Consider the following 23,066-nt stretch of genomic DNA (forward strand, 5'->3'; position numbering starts at 1 on the left):
GACACAACTAATAATTTTTGCTTATTGGCTCTTAACTCTTGACAAAAAATTTTTGTTACCATTCTGTAAAACTGCCGGAATTATAGGCGCAAGCTCTTTATTTAACCTACCAGACTTAACCAATTCCGCATAGGTATCTGCCTCGATTGCCAAGAGTTCTCCTCGAAACTGTTCTAATGCGAAGCTTTGAAGATTCGGATACTCTTTTTGTAATTTGTCTATTTCTACTTGCAAATCTTCAAGTTCACCTTTGATTAGTGTTTCTTGATAACGGTAATATTCTCTATCTATGGCTGGGTTTCGATCGGTTTCGAGGTGTTGCAAAACTCGTTCTAAAGCTATATGTCGAGCAACTAATTCTAAATAGCGATCGCGTAAAGGCGCATCACCTAAAAGATTGAGTTTTTGCAACAAAGGTTTAATAGTTAATCCCTGAACTAACAGAGTAAATAGCACTACTCCAAACACTGTGGCGATGATTTTTTCGCGTTCTGGTAGTATTGTTGGTACGCTTAATGCCAAGGCAATCGAAACGGAGCCACGCCAGCCACCCCACCACAGAATAGTTTGGTCAGGTAAAGAAATTGCTGAATTAGTAAATTTAGTACTCAAGTAGCTCAGAAGATAAATCGCAATTAAGCGCATCAAAATCATCGCTATCACAGTCATAGCGATGAGATGCAAGTTTTCTGCTAAACCTGTAAAGTGAATTTGGTCGCCAATCAACAAAAAGACTATTGAGTTCACAAAGAAAGCCAAGAATTCCCAAAATTTAGAAACAATAATTCTGGTACGGGGATTCATTCCTATACGAGAGCCAAAGTTCCCCAAAATTAAGCCTGTGATGACAACGCCAATCACTCCTGAACCACCCAAATCTTCTGTAATTAGGTAAGTACCGTAAGCCGAAATTAAAGTTAAAGATTGTTCCACCATTGGTAAATCAAAGCGTTGAGTGAGGTAGGAAATTCCAAACCCAATTAAGGCTCCCACTATCACACCGATACCAACAACTGTAAAAAAATCTAGCACAATTGGTTTAAGTTCCAATTGGGCATTTCCCAAAGGTAAGGCTACTAAAAAACCAAAAGCAACGACTGCCATGCCATCATTAAATAAGCTTTCACCTTCCATCAAGGTTACAAGACGGCTACCTACACCTACTTCTCGAAACAAAGCAGTCACAGAAACCGGATCGGTAGCTGACAAACTCGCTCCAATTAAGAGATCTGTAGTTAATGACAGCCCAGCAAATTGATTAAGACCTATTGCTACCCCAAGAATAGAAATAATGACTCCCAATACTGCATACAAGCAAATTGGCAGCAAATCCCGCTTCAAATCCAACCATTTTAAATTCCATGCGGCTTCAAATAACAGGGGTGGTAAAAAGATTAATAAAATTAATTGAGGCGAAAGATTGACTAAGCGAATATCAAAAAATGCCAACCCCAATCCAACAATTACTAATAGTAGCGTATAAGGAATTTGGCGCAGCCAGCTAAATATTTGCGGTAAAGTTGCTACTCCTAAAGATAGTGAAAGTACTATAAGAAATTGCTTTATATTAGCCGCAATAACTTCTTCACCAATGGTTGATGCAAGCGTCATAAAGAGAATCTCAGTAAAGTTGCTTACTTACTTTGCATCTAACCATTTCCAGATGACATCGACCAAATATAGGATTTTAATTAGCAAATAACTAAAATTACACAGTTAATTTATGTATTCAGGAGGATGGTCTTGGGTATTAATATTCGAGATCGCTTTGAAAATTTTCGTCGCAGAGGATCTCAACCAGAGCAACTTCAACAGCTACAAACAGATTTGCTTGCTGAATCAACCTTAGACCTATCCTACATAACTTTAATTGTTGGTTCCTGTGCGATCGCTACTTTCGGTTTATTGTCAAACAGTAGTGCCGTAATTATCGGTGCCATGATTATTGCACCCCTAATGTTACCAATTCGGGGGTTAGCTTTTGGTGCTTTGGAAGGTAATATCATTCTCTTCCGCAAAGGCATAATTGCTGTGGTGGTGGGAACACTCCTAGCCGTAGTCATGGCTTATAGCCTGGGAATGCTAGTACCTATACCCAGTTACGGTAGTGAAGTACTTGCTCGTTCTGAACCCACACTATTAGATTTGGGAATTGCAGTAGCAGCAGGTGGTATCAGTGGCTACGCTAAGGTGCAACCAAAAATATCTGGTAGTGTGGCGGGAACTGCGATCGCAGTTGCGCTTATGCCCCCTATCTGTGTGATTGGATTAGGCTTGGCGCAAGGAAACTTGTCTCTGAGTTTGGGAGCAACTCTACTTTACCTCACTAATTTGCTGGGCATTACTTTATCCTGTATGCTGACATTCTTGGTAGCAGGATACACAACTTTATCACGGGCACGTCGCCCTCTACTTTGGACATTGGCTTTGACGGCGGTTTTGCTGATTCCTTTGGGTGTCAGCTTTGCTCGGCTTGTGCGACAAGGACAGTTAGAACTCAGCTTACGAAGGGCATTATTGAATCGAACTGTCACCTTTCAACGCTTACGGTTAATCAACAGTAATACCAACTGGCTGGCAAATCCGCCCGAAGTCCGTTTGATTGTGCGAGCGCAGGAACCTGTCACGCCTCGACAAGTGCAGTTATTAGAAAAATTTGTTGAACGTGAGATGGGGCAACCATTCACCCTAATTTTTGAAGTTGGTCAAGTAGAAGAGGTTCGCGCAGTAGATTCTCAATCTAAATAGTTATTTGTCATTTGTCATTGGTCATTTGTCCTTTGCCCAGAGTCATTAATTATTTCTCCCCTGCTCCCTTGCTTTTTATTCCTCCCCCTGCTTCCTCATCCTCCTTATCCCCTCATCTTCCCAATGCCCCATACCCAATTTTTTAAACTTCCTGCTCTACTTTATAATTTTGGACTTGATATTTTGCTATCAACTTTTTAACTTGAGCTGCCACAAGTGGGTGTTTATCTTTTTGTAGTTGGGGAAGGAGTTCTAGAATCACACGTCTTGATACTACACTAAGATAAGCGATCGCAGCTTCCCTCACAAAGCCTGTAGGGTGGCGCAGGGAAATCATAATTTCTGGAATTGTCAATCGAATGTGGCTAACTTGGGCAAAATGAAAACAGCAAGCTAAACACCAGTCAGATAAGTAATTAGACAGCATCAACAACTTACGTAGCCTCTCGCTGACTGATAACTGTTGATATTCTCCTAACCCTGCTGTTTTCAGCAGATAGAGTTTTTCTTCGTGCGATCGCCGATCTAAAATATTCAACAACAACGATTTGCAAGACAGATTCACAGTATGGTCTAAAATTTCTAAACCTCTAGCTAAATTGGTTCCTGACTCTGAGCGAAGATTAAATGCTGCTGCTTGCATCTTTTCTGGGGAATAAAGCAGCTTTAAGAGCAAAATTAATCTTTCTTTGACATCTATTTCTAGCTCTAATAATGCGCGTTGTAATAATTCAAAAACTACTTTTGCTTGTTCAGTTTCCAGATTTTGTTGTTGTGTAAAATCTATATGCGCTGCATAAATATTACCTAAAAACTTTAATTCTTCCTTAATTAAAGTTTCTACTCTACCTTCATAAAATTGATCTTCTAAACTTCTAATTTCTGGCTGTTTATGTATCTTTAATAAGCTGCGAAGGATATGATACCTAGTAGCACCCCATGATTGTTCCAAGTTTTGCCATAAACAATCCACAGCTTCCAAAGTACCTATTTGACCAATAGTACGCCAAGCGTACATTCTGACGATTTCGGGTTTGTAAGTACTGGTAGCTAGGCGTAACAGCATTTCTAGAGCTTCATTTTCTAGTTGCACTAAGGCACGCATTGCAGTGGTGCGGGTGGACTTATAGTGTAGTGCAGCTAACAGTGCCGAATAGTATTCTTCTAAACGAGTAGCTGCAATCATTTCTAAAACAGCACAGCGCACCCGTAACGACTCATCTTGCAATAAATTCGGGATGTGAATCCGCAAGGCTTGCAAATAAACAGCTTCCCTTAACGCTTTGACTCCATTTACCCGTTCTCGTTCGTTTTTATGAGTTAGCATCCGACGCATGGCTTTGGTAGCTGCGACCTTTTGGATGGGCGTACCCTGACGTAAGAGTAAGGCAGCGGCAGTGGCGCGGATGAGTGAGTGTTGCCGCGGGTGTAGATACTCTTCTAATAAACTTAAATTCGGATGTGGTTCAGCCAACCAAACGTAGCGCAAAGCAAGTGCAAACACCTCTGGGGTGATAGTACCTTGAGGCTGTTCTAATAAAGGACGCACATAAGGCAAATAAATCGGATTGGCTTCCGCCATTAACATGACTTCTAAGCTTTGGCATTGCAGATCGGCAGGTAATTTCGCTAGCAAAGGTGCTAATACTTCCGCCGCACCTTGGAGATCTATTTGGGCTAAAAGTTCAATACAAGAACGCTTATCTGCCAAACTACCTTTTTCTGCTAAAGCCTTGACTACACCTTGCTGCAAAACTCGCAGACCGACGTTTGTGGCACTCAGTTCACCCCGATCTGCACTGAGAACTAATAAGTCAACATAGCGCGATCGCAGCATTAAAACTACTTTTAAACAGATACCAGCTACTATTACTGTTTCGCCGATAAACACCCATTTTTGTAATGCTTCGGGAACAAACTGCCGACAATACAACAAGGTAATAAAAATTACTACTCCTGCAAAACCTGTAGCGATCGCATCTGCTGTTCCCCCCGATAATATTTGCGTCCGGCTGCGAATGCGTTCGGGTATCGGTTGGTAGAGTGCGGGGCCGCTACTCATGATAAAGGTGTAGCGCAGAAGTTCATCGCAGAATTTGAGAATTATTAACCCCCAAAAAAAGCTGGACAATTGCAGTCCGGGAAATAAATTAAATACAGCGATCCCACCAGGGATAAAACAACCTACAGTAATTGGTAAGATCGCCGCGGCAAAAAACACTCCAATACGTTCTATCAAGCGGCTGGAGATAAACCACTGTGTCATTAATTCACACAGTCCCACCATGCCACCAAATAGTCCTAAGAAACTAGCAAGGTCTTTGTCACCGAAATTAGACTTTAATTCGCTTAGATATTGAAAATCTATTAATAACCCAATAATTTGTAAAAGACCAACAAAAGCAAACAGTTGCCATATATAAGTTTTTAGTGGTGTTTCCAGGCGGCGGTGTCGAGAAGTTGGTTCTTGAGAATTTAGTCTTTGCGGTGCGTCAGGGAATGCTTCTCTATAGTTATGACTTAGATATAAAAGAATTCCTGACCCCAAAATCATCACTACGCAAGCGATGACAATGACTTTATTCAGCTTGACGAATTCCAGCAACCACGGCAAACTAAAGCCACTAATTACATCGGCTACTAATAAACCACTACTTACCAGTGGATAAGTGCGCTTAATCTCACGAATATTAAATAGTTGATTAGCGACAATGGAAGTGTTGAGGTCATTGACTACATAAAGTGCGTCTACCCATAGCCGCATCAAAAATACAATAATAACTGTTAAGTAGGAAATATGTATTTTCCAATGTAAGAATACTAATAAAATTAATGGCGTGACCATGCAAGGTGCGATCGCCACAATTACCCAGCGCAAAGGAAAAGTCTTTTGTAGCCAAGAATATAAAAAAACCAGTCCAAAACCGATGGCTGCACTGGCAATATACATTAAAGGCAGTGGCCCAGCCCCATATTCATCTAAAAATAGTGCTACTGTACTGTCTTCTGCCCATCGCAATCCTACAGATACAGTTGTATAAAAGGCAAACATCATCCACGTCCGTTCGCTCTCCTCAGGTCGGAGATTTAACCACTGTAGCAGCCGTGCCAGAGTGCCTCTATTTGCAGCCAACCAGTTATTTTTTAGTTCCATTCAGTTTTTCTTTCTGGTATCTTTACCGTGCAAAGGGCAAGTAAAAAGAATCAGAGTTGTTTTTGGAAATAGCATTTTGAAGAATAGAGATAATGAAGCACAGGAAGATCGAGGGCAACATCAGCAAATGAACAATGTTAATCTTCCTTATCCTCCTCATTCTTCCCTGTGTCCTTGAAATTGCAAAAGTCCTGAACAACTGAGTATTATTTTTCCCACTCAGCGTTCAGGACTATCATTTTTCGATAAATTTTACAGACTTCAGTAACGGTAGTAAATCTTCAGTTCCGATTTATACTTATTGCACAGAACAGTTAGAAGATTACTTTTTGGGAGATATCAACATCATCATGTTTCTTCCTTCTTTTTTCGGTGCTTGCTGCACCTCGCCAAATGGCTCCAAATCAGTTGCCATCCGCTTGAGCAAATCTTCTGCTAAGTCACTGTGTTGAATTTCTCGACCCCGAAACATCACCGTAGCTTTGACTTTATCGCCGTCTTTCAAAAAGCGCTCTGCTTGTTTGACACGCACGTTGTAGTCGTGTTCTTCTATCTTGTAGCGCATTTTTACTTCTTTGACATCAGCCGTGTGCTGCTTCTTCCGGGCTTCCCGCGCCTTCTTCTCTTGTTCAAACTTATATTTCCCATAGTCCATAATCCGACAAACTGGCGGGTCAGCTTTGTCACTGAGTAGCACTAAATCCAACTCTTTTTCTTCAGCTAGTTGTAGTGCTTCTTGGGGGGGCATAATCCCCAATTGAGCGCCATCAGTGTCAATAACTCGAATTTTCGGGAAGCGAATACGTTCGTTAATTTGGGGCAGATCGCGAGTTCTTTTTTTCTCAATCACAGGCATTATGATTCGTGGGAGCTCTTTATTTAAGAATTTGGCTTGGTCTTGATTGGCTGAGTGTTTGATTGGTAAGCCTCAGGATAAAGTAGCAAACTAGCTGAGGACTTAAAAAACAGTCTGACAGTTCTAGCTTAACTAATCCATAAGGCAGTTGTGACTTAGTTTGTATTTGTCATTCTACTCATTCTGAGAGAATTTCTCTGAAATTATTAATCTAAACTACACAACTGGAAGAACGTTAATTATTGTATCAACTGGTTAAGAATTGATTGACATTCGGTTCTCCAAGCATATTTCCAGAATAACAAGATTACAGATAAAATACTTTATTACCAATAAATTGTAATATTTTATACAAATATTTACAATTGACAAAAGTAACTATGGTTAGTTTGCCAGCTTCTGCAAAAAGTCGAGAATCTTGCAATCCATCCCAAATAGTTAAGATCGAGCTCTTAAGATTGGAATTAAGAGGATTTCGCTATTGAGGAATGGGAGAGAAGTGTGACTACTGGAATACACTGGCAACAGCGAGTTGGTAATCAAAGAGATTGGATTTGGCGAGGTTGGCAAACCCGCTATACTTATATCCGTTCTGCCCAACAGCACCAAAAGACAATACCCTTGATTTTGTTACATGGGTTTGGTGCTTCTATTGGTCATTGGCGGCATAATTTAGAAGTATTGGCAGAACATCACACAGTCTATGCTCTAGATATGTTGGGTTTTGGTGCTTCAGAAAAAGCCTCAGTTAACTACAGCATAGAAATGTGGGTAGAGCAGGTTTACGACTTTTGGAAAGCCTTTATTCGTCAACCAGCGATCTTAATTGGTAATTCTAATGGATCGCTGATTTCTTTAGCTGCTGCTGCCGCCCATCCGGAGATGGTGCGAGGTATAGTCATGATGAGTTTGCCCGATCCTACTTTAGAGCAAGAGGCGATCCCAGCTTTACTGCGACCAATTTTAATGCCAATCGTTACGACAATTAAAAAGATAGTCGCTTCCCCAGTTATACTAAAACCCGTCTTTCATTTTGTGCGCCAACCAAGTATACTGCGCCGCTGGGCTAGTCTCGCCTATGCTAACCCAGCGGCAATTACCGATGAACTTATAGAGATTTTAGCCGGGCCTCCTCAAGATCGAGGTTCTGCCCGTGCTTTTAGTGCTCTGTTCAAAGCTGCTATGGGGGTGAACTTTAGTCCTAGCGTCAAGACTGTACTGCCAACCTTAACCATACCAATGCTCTTGATTTGGGGACAGAAAGACCGATTTGTTCCCCCAGTACTTGCTAACCAATTTGCTCAGTACAATGAGAAATTGCAACTGCTGAACTTAGAGGATGTGGGGCATTGTCCCCATGATGAAAGTCCCGAACAAGTCAACCAGGCTATTTTAGATTGGATTAATCAGTGCTTTGACGATACCCAACAGTTAGCGACTTCCCCAAATAAATAAGTTGGTCGTAGTAAGGACTTTACTCCTGATTTTGAAGCATGGGAGTGCTTACTACGTAAAAGCTAGCCAATCGTCACTTGGTTAGTTTCAACACCTGTGGCACCATTAACAGAACGCGCGACAGAAACCATTCTGTTGAGAATTTCTTGGCTGGGAACTTTACCTTTAAGAACTACAGTCCCACCAGTCTGAGCCACCCAAAGCGTATCGATATCGTCAAGTTGGGAATCTTGGTCAAATGCGAGTGCTACCCGTTTTGCCAAACCACTTTGATCGTATTCTCCGTTTAACCCTAAACGTTCTGGGGGAATAGATTGTGTAGCAGTAGAAGGGGCAGTAGTGTCAGGAGCAAAGTTAGCATTAGAAGCTTGTGGTACAGCTTGGGGAGTAGGGTTTACTTCTGCGTTTTGAGGTTTTTCTAATCCAAACAGTCTTTTGAGCCAACCCATAAAAAATTTTCTCCTATAAGAGGTTCATACATATTGAGGATAAAATTTTTACAGATTATCTACATCTGCCAGTGAAAATATATCTACTATTAAAGGTTTCTACTTGCAGGATGATTTCTATGGAAGTTTAACTTCTATCTAGAAGTGTAATGAGTGCAGTCTTAAGTTTAAAATTAAAGATCGGATTTACTTATTCAATTAGTGGGCAGTAAGTGTAGGGCAGTCATTAGCTAATAATTGTGTTAGTAAAAAGCTGCCTGAGCCTGTGTTGGCAAAGATGAAACATACCCTTTCAGTTCTGGTAGAAGATGAGGCGGGGGTTCTGTCCCGCATTTCTAGTTTATTTGCTCGTCGCGGTTTTAATATAGAAAGTCTTGCTGTTGGGCCAGCTGAGCAGGGAGGAGTTTCCCGGATTACGATGGTTGTACCTGGTGACGATCGCGTGATCGAACAACTTACCAAACAACTATATAAGTTAGTCAATGTCCTCAAAGTGCAGGACATTACGGAAACTCCCTGCGTTGAGCGAGAATTAATGCTCCTTAAGGTGAACGCTACCAGCAGCAACCGTTCAGAAGTGATTGAACTATCACAGATTTTCCGGGCGCGAGTGGTAGATGTGGCAGAAGATTCTCTCACGCTAGAAGTAGTAGGCGATCCCGGTAAGATGGTGGCAATTGTTCAGGTGCTGCAAAAATTTGGTTTAAGGGAAATAGCCAGGACTGGCAAAATTGCGCTGACGCGGGAATCGGGTGTAAATACCGAATTACTCAAATCTTTAGAAGCAAAGGTGAGTTAACAACATCTACAAACCCATAGAATGTAAAACCACACGCTCATACAGTTTATCGGGTAAAAGATGTTTGAGCATGGCATAAATTTTGGCGTCTTGTTCTACGAGATAGCGTGTTTTGGGATGTCTTGCGGTGAGTGCACGGACAACAGCGCGAGCAACAATATCCGCAGGAATTCCTTTTGACGCCACGACCTCTTAACTATAAAACTACTTGTTGAGTACAAATGACAGCTTTGCTAGGTCGCACCGTTGTCATGATTTTGTAATACCTACGTCAAAATCATGTGTGATATTGAAGTTGGTATTTGGTTACAAAATGCTTTGATTTCGGTTAGAGGTAGGGTTTCCTGCCTTTAACTGATTTTTTCTCTGATTTCATCGTCATTAGACCAAACAGTATTTACTTAAGATAAATCAGCAAGTTCAATCCCGGAATGGTACGCGAGAGAGTCCACAACACTAAGGTAATGTAAAGTAAACCTAGACTCCACTCATACCAGCCAAGTGTCGCGATGATGCTAGGTAGATGTTCATCTCGCATCCGAATATCGTTAAACCCTAATCTCACTAAGTTATTGAGGCTAAAGTCGTAGTAGTTGAGCCAGTTCCAGCGCCGAGTCCACAACAAAGGCATATATCGTTCGCGAAATGTGGGATTTCTGGGAATGACTGGTAGGCGTCCAATGAGTAATCGTAATTGGCGCAGAGTTCCGTCTTCTGTGAAGTAAGAAACATCTAATAAATTGTGATAGCGACCTTGCTGGTACAGTCGCATCAATAAAATTATCGGTACGGGGACAATAATAATTAACAGACACCCTAGTGTAAGCCAAGGTTGTTCGGCACTCCGAAAGATGGCGAATAGACTAAAAAATTCTAAACAGCTAAAACTCACCAATATAGAAATTGTTTCGTAGTATGTGGGAATAATTGGCACGGGATGCAGACGACGATAACGATCGACTAGCCAAAATAGCAAGCCAAAAAAAGCGATCGCAACTCCGCCAACGCCAAATACTAGCCAAATATTTGTACCATAGCCACTCAATAGCAGTAGCACGCTCAAAGCTAACCAACTCCAAGCTTGGAGTAACCAGCCACCTAATGAAAGTGGTTCGCTGACAATGATGCGATCGCGCAATTGACCGTAGGTGTCTAAATCAATGTCTGCTAAAGTTAGTAATTCGCTATTGTTGCGGAATAGTTTAACTTGACGACGCTGGGCGATCGCTTCCGCTTGATTTGCGGAAAAACCTAATCTTTTCAAATTGGCTAGAGGAGCAGTATTAATATTTGTAGATATCAGACGATGGCCTAATTCCGTCAGTCGCAATCGTTGTTTAGTGTACTCCAGCTGATTAGCATCTGCTATTTGCTGTTGCTGACGAAAATTCTGTCCTAAATTACGCAAGACGTTTTGATTTCCTTGTAGGGTAGGAACGCAAAATCTCTTACCAATCTCACCAGAATTACCTAAAATTTTTGCTTGATTAGAATTAAAGCTAAGACCAGATACAGCTAAAAATGCTTCCTTTGAAAACTTGGCATCGCTAAAATCTGCGAGATTAAGAATGCTCGCACCTTGTAAACTTATAGCTCGCTCAAACTGGGTTTCTCGAAATATCACTGCTTGGTCAAAAGTTGCTTCTGACAATAATAGAAATTGCTCAAAATTAGCTTTAGTAAACTGTGCTTGACTCAAAAAATGCACATTAGAAAAATCAGCACTTCCTAGCCATTGCACATTATTAAATTTAGCCAACTGCTTAAAATTTACCTGATTGAAGTTGGCAGTATCTTCAAATATACTGTGTTGAAAATCAGCAGTTTCTTGAAATTGGGCTTGCTTAAAACTAGCTTTGTTGAAAAAAATACTTCCCTGGAAATTGCTCAAATGTCGGAAAGTAGCACCAGTAAAGCTAACAGCACGGCTGAATCTGGTTTCATTCCAGTTAGTTGGTTGAATAAAAGTTGCGCTTTGAGCATCTACAGATTGAAGAAAGAAGATATTAGGAAACCATACTTCGCCATTAAAACGAGTTTGTATCAGTGTCAGAGAACCACGAAATACCGTAAAGTCGCTAGATGCTGCTGATTGCGTTCCTAAAAGCGATCGACAGTCTTTAGAATTGGGTAAAGCAATTGCGAGTGACTGCAAACAAACGAGGCGCAAACTTTCTAATTGTTCTTGTTCAGTTGAGGTAAAAATAGGTGCAATTTCTTGGGCATAGAGGGGAGTTCTTAATCCTAACTCGTTACCCATAAAATCTCCTTGAATTACAGAATAACTAAGGTCTAACCCCAAAGGTTTTGCACCAGTTTTTTGTAATTCTTTACGCAGCAATTGATAAAAAGCATCGCGAAAGCTAGCGTTTTCTGGGCGTAGATCGATTACCATTTGCCGCAAATCTATTGTTAAATTGCCTTCGCGGAGTATTGGCGTACGTACTCGTTCTTGTAAGAGAGCAAGAGTTAAAGGTGTGCGTTCTAGTGATGTTTGTACAGCAAAAGCTGGTAGAGGAAAGAAGAAAAGAAGACTTAATAAAACGCAGAGGAGCGCAAAGGTTGAACGCAGAGGTACACAGAGTAATTTCTCTGCGAACCTTTGCGCTTCCCTTGGCGACACTTTGCGTTTCAAAAATAATTTACTCAAATTGTTTTTAACTATTCATTGCTAATCAGCAGAACAATTTTACCTGTGATAGACCCAGTTTCAAGTAATTGATGTGCTTTAGCTGCTTCTTCTAAAGGGAATTTATGGCTGACATGGATTTTTAACTTACCTTGATCGATCCAAGTCGCGCACTGTTGGAGAATTTCGGCATGGTGCTGAAGTCCCTCCACGATTCCTTGCAACATCGGTGTCAACATCAATTCCAAACCAATGCGAAGATTACGGTTTCTCGCAACTTTCCAAATAGTATTAGCACTTGGTTCGAGAATTGTCACAATATCACCATATACCCGCACGGCTGGGAAGGTTTTGTGAAAGGTTTCTCCACCTACAGTGTCGAAGGCCAAATCTACACCTTCACCATTAGTCCAATCTAAAGCGGCTTGTACAAAGTCAGTTTGTTTATAAAAAATTACCTCATCAGCACCTAGTTGTTTAACAAAGTTAGCCTTATCTTCCGAACCGACTGTAGTAGCAACATTAGCACCTTTGAGTTTTGCGAGTTGAATGGCTACATGGCCAACTCCACCAGCACCAGCATGAATTAAAACGTTTTCTCTGGGTTCCAGTCGTCCTCGTTCGTATAAAGCTTCCCAAGCAGTAATTAGTACTAAAGGTGCGGCTGCGGCTTCAGCAAAGGATACGGAAGCGGGTTTATGCGCAACAAAGCGCTCATCAACAACAGTATATTCAGCATAATTACCTTGATGTGCGCCTAAGCCGCCATAGCAAAAATACACCGCATCGCCTGGTCGAAAGCGCTGTACGCCAGCACCGACAGCTTCAACTACACCTGCACCATCGCATCCGAGAATAGCAGGCATTTGTTCGGGGTAGAAAGTACCGCGTTGGCGAAGTTTTGTATCAATGGGATTTATACCAGCTGCTACCAAGCGTACTAAAAGTTCAGTATCTCCTACAGGAACACCAGGGTTTGTGATTTCTTGTAGTTGTAGCACCTCAGGGCTACCTGCTGCTGTCATTAAGACTGCTTTCATAACTCTTTCCTCCTGGCTTAAGCTAGATCCACGCTCATTTGCAACTTTAGCTTAAGAGGGAGTAGGGAGCGATCGCTTTTATTCAAGTGTTTCAGTACTTTATCGATAACACCATAAAACTACCGATGCATCAGCGATTGAATTTGCTGTGTAGTTTGTAATGGTGCATCTGGACTGCGGTTGAGTGCCGTGACTGTGACACCTAAAGCCGAAAGCGCGGCTATGGAAACCCCAACTAGCCATCTGACTTGCTGACGCAAATATTTAATTTCTCGGCTCATGTTATCTACTTCTAGCTGGGAATAGGGTTTGACTTCTGAAATTTCCACAGCAACTTTTTGAGGTAGATCTGTGGGGTCTTCAAAAGCAACCTTGGTTTCCAGCCACTTAGCAATTAACTCAGGACAATTTTTTTTAAACCAATGCCATGCAATAATTCTAAATACAGGCTTAGACATTTTGGCGATTTGTTTCATTGTCCGGTTTAAAGGACGCGATCGCAGCCTGCGGTTAATTAAGTTTACGGAACCAACATCATATAGACAATCAATAATTAGCTTAATAGTCGCTTCTTCACTATTAGCTAAATTTTGTAGTAAAAGGTTAACATCTTGCATTCTTTCTGCTGCAAGACGCTGATGAGCTAATCTCTCAGGAGATATTAGTGGTTGAGGCAGATTATTTCTGGTAACTATCGTCATACGGGTATCTTAAAATTTTGAGATATTAAATTATGAGTGTCTTAAGTCAGAGATTTTAGCTATCAGAATCAAAATTACTAGAGCAAGTTTTTATTAAATTCATATCCCCCATTAGATGTAATGCAAGCAGTTTTTGTTGGGAAAGTATAATTTTCTATGACGATAAATTTAACTATCTTTAAAAATTCGATTTATGATTGCTGATAGTGAAAGCAATCTAAACTAATCAAGCCTTGATTTAAGCTGTTTGCGACCGAAATCATTAACTGAAATTGGTTAATCTTAATTTGATATGAACAACTGTACTGCTATTACTCATAAATATTCAAGATACCAAAGAATAAATTATGTCAACTGGAAATATAAATTGGTAGGGATAGCATCCTAATACTTTTGATAGAAGTGATTTTGATCCTATGGTAGACGTTGAGGAAAATCGCAAAAGTTATTCTTAGTCAAAGTTACCTCGACGTATAGCAAACCGTCGTGGGGGTTTTTACGAGGGTGCAGAAATAGCGATCCTAATAATGCTGATTCCATCAGTCCATTACCAAGCTCATACTCAAAGCAGAAATTTTTCAGAAGATCGAGATAATTATGAATCTAGTGTGAATCTTCATCTTGCCTAAATATCGCTGAAAACTGCCTAGGCTTTTTCTTAATCTCATTTATTCCCATGTTTTCAGACCTTAGGGTCTTTAATCTGTAGTGCCTAAAAATACTGAATTTAGTAGCAGATTGAGTTGCCAACGGCGTTATTGACAATCTCTCAACCACAGAAATCTAGACCATTTAAGGATAATAATCATGAGACCTTTGAATTTATCTAAATATGTTTTGGCTGGTATCTTTGCTCTGAGTTTTACTGCTGTACCTTTATCTATGTCCGTTTCTGCCCAAACAGGTTCTTCTGGCGGTAGTTCTTCAGGTAGTAGTACAGGCAGCACAGGCTCTACAGGGACTACAGGTACAGGTAGCAGCACAGGTGGTACTACTGGTCTAGGCACAGGTGGCAGCACAGGTGGTACTACTGGTCTAGGTACAGGTAGTAGCACAGGTACCACGGGCACAGGTAGTAGCACAGGTACTACGGGTACAGGTAGCAGCACAGGTGGTACTAATGGTCTAGGCACAGGTGGCAGCACAGGTACTACGGGTACAGGTAGTAGCACAGGTACTACAGGTACAGGTAGCAGCACAGGCACTACAGGCACAGGTAGCAGCACAGATACTACAGGTACAGGCACCACAGGTACTGACACGACCACAGGTACTACAGGTACTGGTACTGACACAACTACAGGAACTAGTACCACAACTAACCCTTCTGTGCGAGGAACTAGCGATGTAAGAGGCGATCGCGGTTTTGACTGGGGTTGGTTAGGATTACTTGGTTTAGCGGGTTTAGCTGGTTTAGCTCGTAATCGCGAAAAACCCCGCGCTTATACAGATCCCAATCAAACTACAGGCACAGGTTCCGGCTCAACAAGATATTAATGATTAGCTGACAAGTATCTCGCATTCTTGAGCATTTCCTAAATAAAGCCCTCACTGTGATAGTGAGGGCTTCTCTCGATCGATTGTCATGGATTGTAGGGGCGATCGCGTTTTAATAAGCAGTAGTTACTGTAGCGTTGTATTCTTGGAGTTCAGTTTCTCGTAAAGATGGGCGCAAACAAAGATAAATTAAAGGGCCAAATAAAGGAACAAGCGCAACACTCCAAAAAATCCAGCCATCCTTAAGACCTCGACGTGCCATGTCATCATCAAATAGTGAAGTCAATGGAAATACCAGGCACATCAGACAAAAATCGATACTAATGAGATGAACGAAAGGCCGTGAAAAAAACTGTTGAACATAATCTTGCCAGTTTCCTGCAATTCCTGCATAAGCCAACAGTCCCATCGTAGTGCCTAGTAGGATAACTCCTGTTTTGCGTTGTTCAAGAATTGAAAGCCACTTATCTATTGGCCCAGAGAACTCTTGATTTGATTGACGAAAAATTAAATAAGGCAAAAGGCAAATTACTCCCGTAAAATTTGAGCCAATGAAATATGGCCAAGCGCGAAAGTTTTGCATTCTGCCATCAGCAAACATCAAACAAGCGTAGATCATAGGCCAGATGCCCATCAGCCAGAAAATCGTGGGAACGATCGCGTTGAGTTCTCCCAATTGAAAGGTTAACAACTTCCACGCTAACGACCATGTATCAGCTTGATCTAGTGGAGCCAACCAGATCGTGTAAGCCACAAATCCCAACCAAATCAAAACAAGAATGATTTTTCTAGACATAACGGCAAACTGGCTATGAAATCTACAACTGTAGTAATCGTTAACGTCTTGCTGTCATCTTTTGAGCCATCTGTAAGTGTTGAGCAACAAGTGGTGAAATTTGATTTGCAAAACCTCTCAAATCCGGATCTTGTCCATTTTGTAGGTACTTTTGGTACTCAGCTAAGGTTTTTTGATGAGCTTGAGTTTGTCCTTGCAGATATGCTTGGTTGAAAGTATTACCAGAGGCTTTTTGCAGGTTTGTCAACAAGGCTTTATTTTCTGGGCCAATATCTGTCGGTAGAGTGAAGTTTTTATTTTTTGCGATCGCAGCCAGTTTTTTGCTGGAAGCTGTATGTTGTTGAATCATTTGCTGTGCATAGTTACGAACAGCTTTGTTTCGTGACTTTCGTAGTGCTAGCTGACTGGTTTGAATTTCGGTCAAGTCACTTTGCGCTGCTTTAGTCATGAATTCTGCATCCAGTGTAGTTACTGAAGTATTACCATCCGTAGACCCTTGGTTGGGTGTGGAACTTCCAGGAGAAATCGGTGTAGAGGTATTCTGAGCCAAAATGTAATGGCTAGAAGTGTTATTAACATCATTCAAATTAGCTTGTGCTAATCCTGGAAGACTAATAAAAGCAGCAACTCCGAGAAAGCTACCAATAATCTTTTTGAAACCCTTTGTGCGATTCAGCATATGCATTGATATTGCTCTGTTTGAAACTTTGAACAATGATGATTGCCATCAAGCCTACCTTTGGTGAATTGGTGAAATCGCTTCCTTGAGGAAACTTTCACCTGTTCGCCATCGGACATTTACCATCGACTCAATTTGTATTTGCTTACGATCGCAAAGGTAACTACTGAGGCAGAAGTTTTCCTTCCGCCTCAGGAATAGCTTTCCCTTCCATCTATGGAGGTACTCTCAAGTTATCAAGAATCTCTCCTCAAAACTTGACTACGTTCTTCAAAGCTTTTCACAATCCAACATGATATTAGGCTGTTGCGATTAACTTCAACAATCCACTTGGAGCAAAAACATTACGATAGAAAGTTAATTGCTCAGTTTTGAGGTAACACTGCCTCTATGACCGCGGTGAATCTAGGTGACATTTTCTTTAGCAAGTACCAAAACCCTTTGAGTTAGAGATCGGTTTGTGTTCCAGCATTAGAGAAACTATATCCTCTCTCAATTGGTTGGTTGCACCCATATTAACGATCAGTTCTGCGACTGTAGAACTCCGCTGTCCCGCCAGCGTCATCTTGCCTTCGTAAACAAAAGTGTAAGCAGCTTGCTCTGGAAATGGTAAAAATCGCTGAATATACTTAGCCTTATCTTGCACAGCAACAGCATATTCTTTTGAAGCAAAAAATCTTTCCATTTCCAGACGATTGGCAAAAGCAATTTCAAAGGCAGCTTGATACTGTTTTTCTGGAGATTCATAATGAGATACCCCAGGTGCATCTGGGCGAGAAGTATCTACTTCCTCCAATAAATGCAGCCGGAATTTCAGCACAGAATTATTTTGGATAACTGCTGGGGCAAAAGTTTCTGTCATGTATCTGCGAAAAGCTTCCACACTCACAGCATGAGATTTCTTCACCATGATGTGGAACTTAACCACACCCAATTTTCCGTTGGGATCTCCTGTGGGGATGCTATCAATATAGGTTTTGGAATTGCCAGCATTAGTTATGTAACCAATTGCTTTGCTGAATATATTGCGTTCATCATCCATGAGAATGGCGGCAGATTTGAACCAGATATCGCGTTCAGCTTCTGATTCAAAAGTTAATTCGGCAATTGCTGGAAATTGTTCTTCTTCAGTACAGGTGTAATCTACGCCGATAGTTTGCGGCCAAATGCCAGCTTCATTTTGAGCTAGGTGAAACTGCCAGTATTGATACTGTCCTGGAAGACGCGCACAGACAGGGCCATGCACGTTTTTCCAATAGTTATTGAAAAGTTCTAGGGAAATGCCTTTGCGTTTCCACAAACACAAGTAGAAAGCTACCTTACCTTTTTGATCGCGGTTTGAGTAATCAACTCTTCTAATTTGTGTTGCTATTACTGTTGTCATTACCTTTTTCCTTGCTTAACAAATCTCATTAAGAATGCAGAAAGCCTGCGGCTTGATTGAATCGCATACTTCGGATTAATACCTGAATCTAAGTCAATAAAAGAAATTAAAACTACTGGGCTGTAAAGCCACCATCAATAACAAAGGATTGTCCAGTAACAAAACTAGCGGACTGCGAACAAAGCCAGATAACACTATTAGCAATTTCTTCTGGTTTACCTAAACGACCCATAGGATGTAAAGAGATAAATTTGCTTTTACCTTCTTCACCTAAACTATCTAAATTACGAGCCAGCAAATCTGTTTCTATGCCACCAGGACATAGGCAATTAATCCGAATATTGTCTTTAGCGTGTTCTAAAGCTAGCGATTTGGTTAAACCAATAACGCCATGTTTACTAGCAGCGTAAATAGGAACATGAGGAAAGCCAACTAATCCAAGAATAGAGGAATTGTTGATAATTACTCCTCCACCTTGTTTTAACATTTGGGTAATTTGATACTTCATAGATAACCAAACTCCTTTGAGATTAGTATCAATAACTGAATTCCAAATCTCTTCAGTTTTTTCCACACTAGAAGTAACAGGTTCTTCAACACCAGCATTATTAAATGTATAGTCGATGCGACCGTAATTGTTAACTATTTGAGCAATTAAGTTTTTAACTTGAACGGCTTGAGTTATATCAGTCTGTATGAATGTTGCTGTACCGCCTTTGTCTTGAATTAATGAGACTGTTTCTTCACTCTCTTGAATTCTGCGGCTAGCAATTACTACTTTTGCTCCTTGTTGAGCAAAAGCTAATGCTGTTGCTCGACCAATACCTGAATTACCACCTGTAATTAGCGCGACTTTATTACCAAATTCATCCATATTTTTGGTATATCTTGTATTCCTGCTATTAACTTAATTCGAGATTTTATTTATGTCATTGCAGAAAATGTCTGCTTTTTAAGGCTAATAAAGTCAGGTATTTTAGAAAAACAATGAAATATATTTAAACATTGTTTTAAACTTTTAAATCTTAGAGATTAGCTTGTTGCCCGACAATATTAGGTTTATCAAAAGATAAGTTAGACTCCGTTGTTTATAAATGTCTGAAAATGTCAGGTATGATAAGGATGTCGGTATAAAAAATGAAAAAATGGACTTTGAGCCAAAACTCTCTACAGTAAACGCTGCGCTCTTTGAGCGTTTTGGCAGATATCTCAATGATGTCGAAACGGCAATTCTGATCGGTTCTCTTCAAAGGCAAACCTACGAAAAGATTGCAGAAGATTCTGGATACTCTGAAAGTTATGTCCGGCGTGATGTTGGGCCAAAGCTGTGGAAGATGCTTTCTGAAGCATTGGGGGAACAAGTCAGCAAAACCAACTTTCAAACAGCATTGGAGCGAAGATTGCTGTTGCTGAAAAGTGAAGAAAAAGAGGCTCAATCAATCCCTCTAACACCAAATTCACACAGCAAAACAGAATTATTCAGTTCCTCAGCCCAAGATTGGGGTGAAGCAGTTGATGTGTCGTTTTTTTACGGACGACAATGTGAGCTTGCTACTCTGAAACAGTGGATTGTGCAAGATAAATGTCGATTGATTGCACTTTTAGGTATGGGTGGAATTGGTAAGAGTGCTTGTAGCGTGAAGTTAGCTCAACTTCTGCAAGCAGAGTTTGAGTTTATTATCTGGCGTAGCCTGAGTAACGCTCCGCCTTTAGAAACTCTTTTAACTGACTTAGTACTGTTTTTATCAAATCAGCAAAGCACTAAGACAGACATAGGACAATTGATTCATTACCTGCGTAGTGCGCGATGTCTTGTAATTTTGGATAACTTGGAAACGATTTTAGATGCAGAGCAAGCCGGACAGTATATCCCAGGCTATGAAGGATATGGCGAACTGCTGCGCGTAGTAGGGGAAACTAGCCATAAAAGTTGTGTGATGCTTACTAGCCGCGAAAAGCCAGCGGAAATAGCTACTTTTGAAGGTGTAGAATTAGCAGTTCGTACTTTGAAATTGCAAGGCTCCAAGGAAGCAGCGATCGCTTTGCTACAAGCAAAGGGATTAGCCGGTTCTCCACGGGAAAAGCAAGTATTATGCGAACGCTACGGTAACAATTTATTAGCTCTCAAAATTATTGCAACTACCATTCAAGACCTCTTTGATAATAGTATCGAGGATTTTTTAAAACAAGACACAATGGTGTTCAATGGTATCCGTCGTCTATTAGAGCAACAATTCAATCGCTTATCTACATTAGAACAAACTGTAATGTACCGATTAGCAATTAATCGGGAATGGACAACAATCGATCGGTTACAAAAGGATATTTTGCCGACTGTTTCTAGAGCAAGGTTGTTAGAAGCGTTAGAGGCTTTGAATGGGCGATCGCTAATAGAAAAAAAATCCAGTAGCTATACTCAACAGCCTCTAGTAATGGAATACGTTAATGAGAAATTAGTAGAGCAGATTGCTACAGAAATTGCACTGAAAAAACTTTCGTTGTTATTCGCTCATGCATTTAAGATGGGAGGATCTATCCTTGGCTCATCAAGCTTGAAAGCAGCTTTAGATTTGAATTGGAATGAACCAAAGCAAAGAAATTTAGCTTTGAGTATAGTGCTGGGTGTACTTGAACAAGCAGAAACACGCACTCAACAATCAAAGTCGTAACTCAGCTTTAAAAGAATGGGGATGGATTTAACTCATTAAAATCAAATTACTTACGATTTTCGCGTCGCCATTTTCCCCGTACTAAGCGAATTTCATCATAAGTATAACCCTCACCCAGTTGATCGCGAATTGGAGTTAGAGAAATATCACCTAGCACTTCTAAAACTTGCCAAATCTTTTTTTGGCGTTCTAAAGGAACCAACTGATTTAAATCTACAGGCTGATTTTTCTCAATTAAGTCTGCAAGATGGCGGATGATTGTAGTAGAGCGAATATTTCTTTTTTGGGCAATTTCGTCAATACTCAAACCTCGTTGATGTAATTGTAATGTTAATAATTCAGTGTCGGAAGGTAAACTAAGCCGAACCACAGGTTTGGAATTATCTTGCGGATCTATTACACCTTGTTCCTGACGATAGGCACGAATTTCTGCTAGGAATTTCTCCCCATATTGGGCAAGTTTGTGACTGCCTACACCGGAAAGTTTTGCAAATTCAGTGAGGTTTTTGGGTTGTACCTGTGCCATTAATTTCAAAGTAGAATCTTGAAATACCACGTAAGGCGGTACAGACTGTTCATCAGCTAGTTGTTTGCGGAGCGATCGCAATCTTTGCATGAGGATTTCCACCTCAGCAGCTTTTTCACTTCCCTCTTCCCAACTAATCTTTTGTATTACAGGAACAGCTAAATTAACTGTGCGCTGTCTTCGCATCACTTCCCAACTTAAAGCGTTAAGTTTCAACACTGAATAACCATCGCTGGTTTGTTCTAATAAGCCTTGATGTAAAAGCGATCGCCCCAGCATTCGCCACTCATCGATACTTCTATCTTTACCAATACCGTAGGTAGAAAGTTTGTCGTGTTCGTTTTGAGTAATTTTCTGGTTTTTTGCTCCTCGCAACACATCAATAATATGCAACATTCCAAATCTTTCTTTACAACGCGCTACACAAGATAAGAATTTCATTGCTTCAATTGTCCAATCTTGTATCGGTTTCGGATGACGACAATTATCACAATTACCGCAATTTCCCGCAAACCTTTCGCCAAAATAACCTAATTGAATTGTGCGCCGACAATCTGTACCTTCTGCATAGTCTATCATCTGCCGTAATTGTTGTTTGGCAATCAACTGTTCTTGCGGATCTGTTTTTTGGTCAATACTCCATTCAATTGTTTTAATATCACCAAAGCTGAAAAAGATTGTACAGCGTGATGGTTCGCCATCTCTACCTGCCCTACCTGATTCTTGATAGTAACTTTCTAAATTTCGGGGAATATCAAAATGAACTACTAGCCTAACATCTGGCTTATTAATGCCCATACCAAAGGCAATGGTTGCTACCATTACTCTGACATCATCTCGAATAAACCGCGTTTGATTTTTGCTGCGTTCTTCATCAGGTAATCCGGCATGATAAGGTAAGGCAGCTATTTTATCATTTTGCAGTTTAAAAGTAAGTTCCTCAACTTTTTTACGAGTTAAACAATAAACAATTACTGAACCTTCTGTTTCGCGAATTAATTCTAATAACTCAGCGTAAGCATATTTAGTTTTAGAACGGACTTCATAATAAAGGTTTTGGCGGTTAAAACTAGCAACGTGGATACTAGGTTGCTTTAATCCTAATTGTTGGATGATATCACTACGGACGCGATCTGTTGCTGTGGCGGTAAGGGCAAGACTCGGAACATTTGGGTAACGTTTACGCACAGATCTTAACTGGCGGTATTCTGGGCGGAAGTCATGTCCCCACTCAGAAACGCAGTGCGCTTCATCAATAGCAAAAGTAGAAATACCAACTTGGTGATTGACTAAATCAAGAAACGGGAGAAATCTTTCACTTAGAAGACGTTCTGGCGCGACGTAGAGTAATTTGACTTTACCTTTCAGGATGGCTTCTTCGCGCGATCGCACTTTGTAGGCGTTAAGACTGCTATTGAGGAATGTAGCGCTAATATTATTATTTCGCAGTGCTTCTACTTGGTCTTGCATCAAAGCGATCAGTGGCGACACCACCACAGTTAAACCCTTCTTCAATAACGCTGGTAACTGAAAGCACAAAGATTTACCTCCACCCGTAGGCATAACTACCAGCAAATCCCGATTTTGCAGCGCATCTTCGATAATTTGCCGTTGTCCGGGGCGGAATCGGTCGTAACCGAAGTGATATTTTAGCGCTTGTTCGAGATTGGGATACTGAAGCATA

The 23,066-nt window shown here is 40.8% G+C and carries 19 protein-coding genes; 5 read left to right on the forward strand and 14 right to left on the reverse strand.

Translation table 11 applies throughout. The features are described from left to right. Nucleotides 1-21 precede the first annotated feature (21 nt). Entirely contained in the window at nt 22-1,611 is a 1,590-nt protein-coding gene (locus AACU33_RS23440; protein ID WP_096591037.1) for a cation:proton antiporter, read from the reverse strand. Nucleotides 1,612-1,737: 126 nt separating this feature from the next. Here AACU33_RS23440 and AACU33_RS23445 point away from each other — a divergent pair, with 126 nt between their 5' ends. Beyond that, nucleotides 1,738-2,748, forward strand: coding sequence for a DUF389 domain-containing protein (locus tag AACU33_RS23445; RefSeq protein ID WP_096591039.1), 1,011 nt, complete (start codon nt 1,738-1,740; stop codon nt 2,746-2,748). Nucleotides 2,749-2,890: 142 nt separating this feature from the next. On the opposite strand, the gene AACU33_RS23450 is transcribed toward AACU33_RS23445, so the two are convergent. Both AACU33_RS23450 and infC read right to left on the reverse strand, forming a co-directional pair. Beyond that, entirely contained in the window at nt 2,891-5,902 is a 3,012-nt protein-coding gene (locus AACU33_RS23450) for an MFS transporter (RefSeq protein ID WP_096591041.1), read from the reverse strand. Nucleotides 5,903-6,224: 322 nt separating this feature from the next. Continuing rightward, on the reverse strand, nt 6,225-6,758 hold the full coding sequence (gene infC / locus AACU33_RS23455; RefSeq protein ID WP_086687969.1) for a translation initiation factor IF-3: 534 nt from the start codon (nt 6,756-6,758) through the stop codon (nt 6,225-6,227). Nucleotides 6,759-7,259: 501 nt separating this feature from the next. On the opposite strand from infC, the gene AACU33_RS23460 reads away from it, so the two are divergent. Continuing rightward, nucleotides 7,260-8,213: an alpha/beta fold hydrolase gene (locus AACU33_RS23460; protein ID WP_096591043.1), complete on the forward strand. Its 954-nt coding sequence runs from the start codon at nt 7,260-7,262 to the stop codon at nt 8,211-8,213. A 62-nt stretch (nt 8,214-8,275) separates the two neighbouring features. Here AACU33_RS23460 and AACU33_RS23465 read toward each other — a convergent pair whose 3' ends face one another. Beyond that, entirely contained in the window at nt 8,276-8,662 is a 387-nt protein-coding gene (locus AACU33_RS23465) for a BON domain-containing protein (RefSeq protein WP_096591045.1), read from the reverse strand. 277 nt (nt 8,663-8,939) lie between these two features. Here AACU33_RS23465 and ilvN point away from each other — a divergent pair, with 277 nt between their 5' ends. Further along, nucleotides 8,940-9,461, forward strand: a complete 522-nt coding sequence (ilvN, locus tag AACU33_RS23470) for an acetolactate synthase small subunit (protein ID WP_096591047.1) — start codon at nt 8,940-8,942, stop codon at nt 9,459-9,461. Between the two features lie 6 nt (nt 9,462-9,467). Here the strand turns inward: ilvN and AACU33_RS23475 are convergent, their stop codons facing one another. The 5 genes from AACU33_RS23475 to AACU33_RS23495 form a co-directional block, all read right to left on the reverse strand. Beyond that, nucleotides 9,468-9,647, reverse strand: a complete 180-nt coding sequence (locus AACU33_RS23475; RefSeq protein ID WP_339376238.1) for a hypothetical protein — start codon at nt 9,645-9,647, stop codon at nt 9,468-9,470. Nucleotides 9,648-9,858: 211 nt separating this feature from the next. Further along, entirely contained in the window at nt 9,859-11,856 is a 1,998-nt protein-coding gene (locus tag AACU33_RS23480) for a pentapeptide repeat-containing protein (RefSeq protein ID WP_339376515.1), read from the reverse strand. A 266-nt stretch (nt 11,857-12,122) separates the two neighbouring features. Beyond that, entirely contained in the window at nt 12,123-13,130 is a 1,008-nt protein-coding gene (locus tag AACU33_RS23485; protein WP_096591051.1) for a zinc-dependent alcohol dehydrogenase family protein, read from the reverse strand. Between the two features lie 119 nt (nt 13,131-13,249). After that, a complete protein-coding gene (locus tag AACU33_RS23490) occupies nt 13,250-13,831 on the reverse strand; it encodes a hypothetical protein (RefSeq protein ID WP_096591053.1) in 582 nt (193 codons plus the stop codon). 414 nt (nt 13,832-14,245) lie between these two features. Next, the gene (locus tag AACU33_RS23495) at nt 14,246-14,371 is read right to left on the reverse strand and encodes a hypothetical protein (RefSeq protein ID WP_339376239.1); all 126 of its coding nucleotides are present in this window, start codon (nt 14,369-14,371) and stop codon (nt 14,246-14,248) included. A gap of 267 nt (nt 14,372-14,638) precedes the next feature. On the opposite strand from AACU33_RS23495, the gene AACU33_RS37635 reads away from it, so the two are divergent. Further along, nucleotides 14,639-15,328 carry a WGxxGxxG-CTERM domain-containing protein gene (locus AACU33_RS37635; RefSeq protein ID WP_096591055.1) on the forward strand — a complete coding sequence of 230 codons (690 nt, stop codon included), beginning with the start codon at nt 14,639-14,641 and terminating at the stop codon, nt 15,326-15,328. 112 nt (nt 15,329-15,440) lie between these two features. On the opposite strand, the gene AACU33_RS23505 is transcribed toward AACU33_RS37635, so the two are convergent. From AACU33_RS23505 to AACU33_RS23520, 4 genes are all read right to left on the reverse strand, one after another. Then, on the reverse strand, nt 15,441-16,124 hold the full coding sequence (locus tag AACU33_RS23505; RefSeq protein ID WP_096591057.1) for a DUF2834 domain-containing protein: 684 nt from the start codon (nt 16,122-16,124) through the stop codon (nt 15,441-15,443). A gap of 40 nt (nt 16,125-16,164) precedes the next feature. Then, nucleotides 16,165-16,803, reverse strand: a complete 639-nt coding sequence (locus AACU33_RS23510; protein WP_096591059.1) for a DUF4142 domain-containing protein — start codon at nt 16,801-16,803, stop codon at nt 16,165-16,167. Nucleotides 16,804-17,224: 421 nt separating this feature from the next. Continuing rightward, nucleotides 17,225-18,187 carry an EthD domain-containing protein gene (locus AACU33_RS23515; protein WP_096591061.1) on the reverse strand — a complete coding sequence of 321 codons (963 nt, stop codon included), beginning with the start codon at nt 18,185-18,187 and terminating at the stop codon, nt 17,225-17,227. Between the two features lie 112 nt (nt 18,188-18,299). Further along, entirely contained in the window at nt 18,300-19,061 is a 762-nt protein-coding gene (locus tag AACU33_RS23520; protein ID WP_096591063.1) for an SDR family oxidoreductase, read from the reverse strand. A 271-nt stretch (nt 19,062-19,332) separates the two neighbouring features. On the opposite strand from AACU33_RS23520, the gene AACU33_RS23525 reads away from it, so the two are divergent. Next, nucleotides 19,333-20,856 carry an NB-ARC domain-containing protein gene (locus AACU33_RS23525; RefSeq protein WP_096595361.1) on the forward strand — a complete coding sequence of 508 codons (1,524 nt, stop codon included), beginning with the start codon at nt 19,333-19,335 and terminating at the stop codon, nt 20,854-20,856. A gap of 46 nt (nt 20,857-20,902) precedes the next feature. Here the strand turns inward: AACU33_RS23525 and recQ are convergent, their stop codons facing one another. After that, entirely contained in the window at nt 20,903-23,065 is a 2,163-nt protein-coding gene (gene recQ / locus AACU33_RS23530; RefSeq protein WP_096591065.1) for a DNA helicase RecQ, read from the reverse strand. Nucleotide 23,066: the final 1 nt, after the last annotated feature.

It is taken from the genome of Calothrix sp. NIES-2098 (assembly GCF_963875125.1).
Taxonomy (GTDB): domain Bacteria; phylum Cyanobacteriota; class Cyanobacteriia; order Cyanobacteriales; family Nostocaceae; genus Aulosira.